A 7,026-nucleotide genomic window follows, 5' to 3' on the forward strand; every position below is an offset into this window, starting at 1 on the left:
CAAGTACGGTACGGGTGGTGATTACCAGCGAGTAGCCCAAGCCGTCACCGCCGCCCTGCAAGGATTGGCCGGCGGGGACATCGGCTCTGCCCTGGCCGGCGCCTCGGCACCGTATCTGGCGCAGTTGATCAAGAAAACCACGGGTGACAATGCTGCGCTCAACACTATGGCCCACGCGGTGCTGGGCGCTGCTGTTGCCCAGGCCCAAGGCAACTCGGCGATTGCAGGTGCAGCGGGAGCCGCCGGAGGTGAGTTGGCTGCTCGTTTGATCACCCAGCAGCTGTATGGCACCCGCGATACAAACACCCTCAGCGAAGAGCAAAAACAAACGGTGTCAGCGCTAGCGACGTTGGCGGCCGGGCTTGCAGGGGGAATTGCGAAAGGTGATAGCGCGGGTGCTATTGCGGGTGCCGGGGCTGGCAAGAATGCTGTGGAGAACAACTTATTAGCGAATAAGTACGGCGTTGAGAAGTTGAATGAAACCAGCTTGGTAGCGCTTCATGAAAAACTGGTGGCTGCAAAAATCGGCGGTATGAATGACTTGCAGGAGAAGTTTTCTGCTTGTGCTGGGGATGGTGGTTGTGAGCGTGCGGTGCGCAATGAGTACCGGCAGCGAGAAAAAGAGTCTGGAGAAAACCTGGTTGCGTTGTATCAGGCAGGGGGACTAAGCCAAGAGGATCTGAATCTCCTTTTTGGAAAATATGCACGCATCATGATGGAGGGTGCGAAAGAAGGGCAATTAAATTCGGGTTGGGGCGGGATTCTTGGGAGTATTTACACCCTCAACGGAAATGACTGGACTCCCATTGGAACCATCAGCAACCCGTACCTGGCTATAGTCAGAAGCAGTGAGCAGATTTCCGAGTGGAAAAAACAGGGTTTAAGTGACGAAAAAATTCGCGAGTTATCTCTTAAGGATGGTGTTATCAGTTCGGTCCTGGCACCCGTGGATGTTAATGGTGTCACGAACTTACTAAATAACGGCGCATCGAAGGAGGAACTCGTCCAGTTTGCCATGATTGCCGCTTTTGGCAGAGTGGCTAGTGGTAGCGGTAAGCTTTCAAAGGTTACAGATGGATCGGGTGGGTCTGCGGGGCAAGCGGTAAAAGACACAAAAGTTACGCCAACCGAACAGCTGGCTTTACCTTCACCTGAGTTCAATGTGCCAGGTGAATATCGCCTGATTCGAAACGCAGACGGCACTGCAACCGTTGAGGGGCCCCGAGGTGGTTTGTACAATTCAACTGGGCGTTATACTACCGATGGTAAGCCAGTGTTCCGAGATAATAGTGGAGGATACGTCACGTTAGACGGGGGAAGAGTCAACGTTAGTGCACCGGTTAACTACGAATCCATTCCGATACATCATATTTGTACTAATAAATGTACTTCTGGTGCGAATGGACAGATAGCTTGGACGAAAGAGTACCAGCGTTTCTTTGATGGGGCGGATCTCAATATCAATCGCGCAACTGAAAATTTAGTTGCGGTGCCAGGACATAGAGGTCCGCATCCAATAGAGTATCACCAGTATGTGTATGGGAGTTTGGAACAGGCTACTCAAGGGTTAGTACCTAGAACGCCAGCCTATAAGGAGGCGGTTACAAAAACATTAGATGGAATTAAGAAGGAAGCACTGACTGTGGGTAGTGATGTTAATAAGTGGCTTACTAGGAATTGATATGAGATATTATTTGCTGCGTCAGGATCTTTCTCTATCCGAGAAGTGGGTGCTCGGCGATGTAAGGCATGTGGATAATTGGAAGTTTAGTGATCCACCAGTTAACTTCATGGAGCCTGGCAAATATACGCTTGATATTCGGTTTGACGGCGTTGAAGTTGACTACTCTCTAGCAGGATATGCGAGTGTTCCAGTCCTGAGTGAGAGGGGCCGAGATTCACTCATAGGTTTGCCGGAGGTCGATCAGCCTTATCAAAATGTAGTCTTTGAGCCCGTTAATATTGAGGGTAAACAAATTTCCAAAAATTATTTTATTATGATCATAGAGACACAGATTGATTGTGTGGATGAAGAGCTTTCAAGGTTCACAAAATTTTCAGTTGATGACCCTGTGCGACCGGATATGGCAGGCCAATACCGCGCGTTTTATAATTTGACTATAGATAGGTCAAAAGTAGGGGGGAGGCATATTTTCAGGATTAAAAAGTATTTGGGTGCAATTGTAGTGAGCGAAGATGTGAAACGTCGTTTTGAGGTCGCAGGCGTGGTGGGTGTGGTATTTGAGTCGGTAAATGGCGATAAGATTACTGTTGCATAGAGAAAGTAGCGGGTAGGTCACAAGGACGAAGATAAATGAAGTGTAGCACCCTCTCACATCTTGAGAGTCATCCTCGGCGCGCAGAATGTCCGCTGGTACAGTAGAGTTCCCGATCGTGCTCCATGATAGTTGGCCTAGTGCGTCTTGCACTGCCGGTGAATACCGCCCTAAAAGCAACGCTACCGTCGGCCTACTCCGTGCAGATTTTCTTAATAACTCCCCCTTACAGGAAACGCTCTGATGTCTATCCGTCATTGCATTGTTCATCTGATCGACAAAAAACCTGACGGCACACCTGCAGTTCTCCACGCCCGCGACTCCGAGCTTGCCGAGTCGGTCGCCATCGAGAACCTGCTGGCTGACCTCAACGACAGCTATAACGCCAAACAAGGCAAGGCCTGGGGGTTCTTCCATGCCGAGTCCGGCGCGTATCCGTTCAGCGGCTGGTTGAAAGAGTATTTCGACGGCAGTCAGGATTTCACTTGCTTCAGCCGCGTGGCCATAAAGCACTTGCAGACGCTGATGGAGGCATCCAACCTCTCCATCGGCGGCCATGTGCTGTTCGCCCACTACCAGCAAGGCATGACCGAATATCTCGCCATCGCTCTGCTGCACCACAGCGAAGGCGTTGCGGTGAACGCCGAACTGGACGTGACCCCGTCGCGCCACCTGGACCTCGGCCAGTTGCACCTAGCGGCGCGGATCAACCTGTCGGAGTGGAAGAACAACCAGAATTCCAAGCAGTACATCTCGTTCATCAAGGGCAAGAACGGCAAGAAGGTCTCAGAGTACTTCCGCGACTTTATCGGCTGCCAGGAAGGCGTCGATGGCCCGGGCGAAACCCGTACTCTGCTGAAGGCCTTCAGCGACTACGTCGAAAAAGAGGACCTGCCAGAGGAGTCCGCGCGGGAGAAGACCCAGACCCTGGTCGAGTACGCCACCACACAGACCAAGCTTGGCGAGCCGGTGACTCTCGAAGAACTCTCCAGCCTGATTGACGAGCACCGTCCACAGGCGTTCTACGATCACATCCGAAACAGTGACTATGGTTTGTCGCCAGAGATTCCGGCCGACAAACGCACCCTGAACCAGTTTCGTCGCTTCACCGGGCGCGCCGAAGGGCTGTCGATCAGCTTCGAGGCGCACTTACTGGGCGAAAAGATCGAATACGACGAAGCCGCCGGTACCTTGATCATTAAGGGCTTGCCAACTCAACTCATTGATCAGTTAAAACGCCGCTGAACCCAGATCCGTCACCTTCCGGTCGCTCACCTTGGCTTTGAGCACACGGTTCTCGTCCAATAGCATTTCGTTGAGGGACGCGAGACTGGCGATTTTGGCCCGCAGTTCCTCTATCTCATGACGGCAGGCTGCGGATCTCTTACGCTCAGCAATCAAGTCGTGATGTTTCATATCACGTACAGTGCGACTGGAGCGCCCCTGAGCTTCGCGGATAGCCTCAGCAACCTTTGGGTAGTAGTTGTGGATCAACGCTGTTGATACGCCTGCCTCGCGGGCGACTGCGGCGATAGTAATCTTGGTTTCCCCGAAATGGGTGCGACCTTTCTGGATACGATAAAGGGCGAGTCGCAGATCCTTTTCGCGATCCTCAGCCGGCTTGTAGTGGGTTTGCTTTTTCTTGGACTTCATGAGGGCAGAGTCTCCAGAGGCATGGCCAACTGTGTTAGTACGTCATGGCATCGAGTCAGGTCGCGCTCAACGCGTTGGCGGCCGCCGTCGCCAATGTCTGGGCAATGCAGCAGACCTTTCAACTCCTCGTAGAGCCGCTGGTAGATCGCCGTGTGCCTACTCCCGATCACGGCGTTATTGCAGTTGCCGCATCGTGTGCGCTCTAGGGTATTCCCGATACAGGCGTCATTGTCCGCCGTGCACCAAGCATGTCCATTGCTACGAATTGCAGTGCTCTCGGCAATGGACTTCAACATTGAGGCATGATCCTTGAATATCAGCAAGTTCTGCGGCTCTCGTTGCCACTGTTTGAGGGTGCGGCCATAGCCCCCGGCCAGAGGCGAGTCACCGAACCAGTCTTCTACCACGCCTAGTTTGATGCCATTCAACTCGGTCTGAATGTCGGTATACAGCTCAAAATCCAGATGCTGCCCCCAGCTGTCGTCCATGCTGTAGCCTAAGGTCATGTCCAGCGTCCAGTGCGCGTAATGTTCCTTGAGGTAGCGCAAGTCACCGAAGCGGCTATGCGCGGCGTAGTTGGCGAACTTGCGGCGGAATTGATGGCTGCTAAGGTTCCAGCTCAGCCCGCAATCTTTAACGAATGCCTTCAGGTAGCCGTTCCAAGTAGCGTTGCAAAGTGTGCGTACTTGGTCGCCTCCCAGAGCCACGCCGAGGAAGAGCGCGTGGCGATGTTTATTTGCCTCGACGATCTGCGAATCAGACGGGTTCGACCGGCGTCGCTGCAGGAGTTCGGCGGTGATCATGGCCTGATATGGCAGGGCCCAGCGCTCCATCACTCGCAGCGCGCGTACAGCCGCCTCGGGGATCATCCAGTGATGGATGCCCTCATCGGTCTTGTTCGAGCTTGAACGCATCCAGTGGAAGACCGTGCCCTGATTGTCTTGGGTGCGCAAGTGCGAACCCGATTGTACATTCGCCAGCTCGTGGTTGCGGCAGCCGGAGGTGCTGGCCAGAATGATGTAACAGGCCGTACGCAGATCAATCAGTGCCTTGTTGAGTGTTTTCAGGCCACCCTCCCAACCAAGGGCATCCAGGTGGCGGTTCTTTGCAACATTGACAGTTGTGTATGATTGCCCCTTTCGCTGCACCGTGAGCGCATGCAGTGCGTCGCGAAGGTCAAGTAGTTGTTGACCGCGCTCAACCTGCTGGTAGGCTCGCTCGAATAGAGAGCAGAACACATCGTCGGGCATCAGTGGCGTTCTGCTTTCTTGAGCGCCAAGACGGGTAAGCCCCGCCAACGCCTTCGCGGAAGTATCGGGCCAGGGGTGCGTTGGCATTCGGTCGTCGGTGTATTGACTAAGTTCGTAGAGCGCTTCGACAGCCTTTAAGCGGTCTTCTAATCCACGCTGTGACAGTGGCTTACCATGGTGTCGGCTGATTTGCCGGTACGCCTTGCAGGTATTCACATAGACTGCGCAGACTATGGGGGTCACCGCGCCAACATGGTTGAGCTTAAGTGCCTCCAGATGACGTAAGAATGGCAGCGTTTCGTAGAAAAAAGTTTTTGTTGAGCTACCTTTAGGTCGCGAGCCCTCTCGTAGCCCTCGTCGCAGGTAGCGGTACAGCATCGCTTTCATAACCGCTCGAAACATCAGTGGCACGAGGTTGAAATCCATTCGTTTCTCGCAGGCTGGCACATTGCTACTGAAGCCGTCGAGCTGCCAGATGTCGTCGCCATACCGACTGAGGATGACCCATAGCCCATCAACTTGGGTCGCGCTAATGATTAAGGTGTCGCGTTCGTGGAGTCCACGCACATCGCTAGGTTGCGCTGTCACGGCGTCCCAAAGCGGTACTGCTAGAAGGTTGTCGTTCATGCAAATACCTCCAGGCTATCGATCAGATCAATCGACCAGAACGGATGTGGCTGGGTGCGAGCATATTCACGTGCTGCTTCCACCGCTGCGGCTTTGAAAGTGCCGCGCCTCAGCCCTTCGTCAATGATGTAGTGATCTATTAAGCGGGGAATGTGGGCGTATTCCCGTGCCCAGAGCCTTTTATCCATGCGCGAGCGTTCGGACAGCACGCGAAAGTAGAAACTGAACAGCTTGTACAAATCTTCGGCGGTCACCGCGTAGTGCTTGCAGCGCAGGCAGTTGATGAAGTTCATGCAAGTCGCACCCTCTCGCTTAGGAGCGTACTGGCCGTTCTCCGGGTCGGCGCAGCGTCCCATGGGAGTGTCTCGATAAGTTGTACCGATGGTTCGAGTCCGTAACTCCTGTACCAATACCTCTCCCATGAACTGCCAGTTGCGACGTGCCTCTTCACTGGGCGCTAAATAGTGTCGGTCGGTGATCTGAAGGGTGTTTCCTAGTGCAGCAGCGGTGGTTGCAACGTCTCCGCCGGTCAGCTCGAATATACCGCTGGCGAACGTCTTGCGCAGGCGTGAGATGTTAATGCGCAGCGGCTCTCCATCACTGTCGGTCAGGCTATATTTAGCTACAAGTCGGGTTACCGCGACTGCCACCGCTGCTGAATTCAATGCTGTGACGTTGCCGACATTTTTCGCTGCGCGAGTACGATACAGCCATACACGGCCCTTGAGGTCAGCCGGAGCCTCCACATCCAGAGGTTCGGTCAAGACCATCACTCGACGAATCAGACGTTCTACGCTGGTTCTTACGCTCGGCGTGGATTCAAGAAGGTGTTCTACGTCCGCCTCGGCGCGGAGCGCCACCTTGCTGGTGTTGTATCCTCGCCGCTTCCACAGAACCAAGAATACGGTGTCATCTTTCGGGTGCGGGCGTAGGCAGTTACGGCCCATTTCCAAGAGTGGCGTGTTATTACGTCCGGTGTGCAGCGCCACAACCAACAGTGTGAAGGCCAGCAGCTCGCCGGTAACAGACACGCCGTCGGTCCATATCGGCTTGATGGCTTGCCGCAATGCCGCGGTGAAGGCTTGTCGTTCTCTGTTGGTGAATGCGGTCTCGCTTTTGAACTTGTGGTTACTATTCGGGAAGGGCGTGCTTGGGAAGGTGGCCATATCGCCGGAGGCCATCAGAGGAATCAGCCCACGTTGAATCGCCCCGGATTCTCT

General features: G+C 54.1%; 6 protein-coding genes. 3 read left to right on the forward strand and 3 right to left on the reverse strand.

The window, feature by feature from the left end; translation table 11 throughout:
- The 3 genes from U873_RS37420 to yejK all read left to right on the forward strand — a co-directional run.
- Positions 1-1,681 (forward strand): AHH domain-containing protein (locus U873_RS37420; protein WP_043274788.1); only part of this gene is annotated, 1,681 nt, incomplete at its 5' end.
- A gap of 1 nt (position 1,682) precedes the next feature.
- Positions 1,683-2,279: an imm11 family protein gene (locus U873_RS0133115; RefSeq protein ID WP_025132335.1), complete on the forward strand. Its 597-nt coding sequence runs from the start codon at positions 1,683-1,685 to the stop codon at positions 2,277-2,279.
- 240 nt (positions 2,280-2,519) lie between these two features.
- Positions 2,520-3,521: a nucleoid-associated protein YejK gene (yejK, locus tag U873_RS0133120; RefSeq protein ID WP_025132336.1), complete on the forward strand. Its 1,002-nt coding sequence runs from the start codon at positions 2,520-2,522 to the stop codon at positions 3,519-3,521.
- Here the strand turns inward: yejK and U873_RS0133125 are convergent.
- The 3 genes from U873_RS0133125 to U873_RS0133135 form a co-directional block, all read right to left on the reverse strand.
- Positions 3,507-3,929, reverse strand: a complete 423-nt coding sequence (locus U873_RS0133125; protein ID WP_025132337.1) for a TetR family transcriptional regulator — start codon at positions 3,927-3,929, stop codon at positions 3,507-3,509. The genes yejK and U873_RS0133125 overlap by 15 nt on opposite strands.
- Complete coding sequence (locus U873_RS0133130) at positions 3,926-5,806, reverse strand: tyrosine-type recombinase/integrase (RefSeq protein WP_025132338.1); 1,881 nt, start codon at positions 5,804-5,806, stop codon at positions 3,926-3,928. The genes U873_RS0133125 and U873_RS0133130 overlap by 4 nt, the downstream gene beginning before the upstream one ends.
- On the reverse strand, positions 5,803-7,026 hold a 1,224-nt coding region (locus U873_RS0133135; RefSeq protein WP_029978830.1), incomplete at its 5' end, for a hypothetical protein. The genes U873_RS0133130 and U873_RS0133135, both read right to left, overlap by 4 nt.

This window comes from Pseudomonas sp. PH1b (assembly GCF_000633395.1).
Lineage (GTDB): Bacteria > Pseudomonadota > Gammaproteobacteria > Pseudomonadales > Pseudomonadaceae > Aquipseudomonas.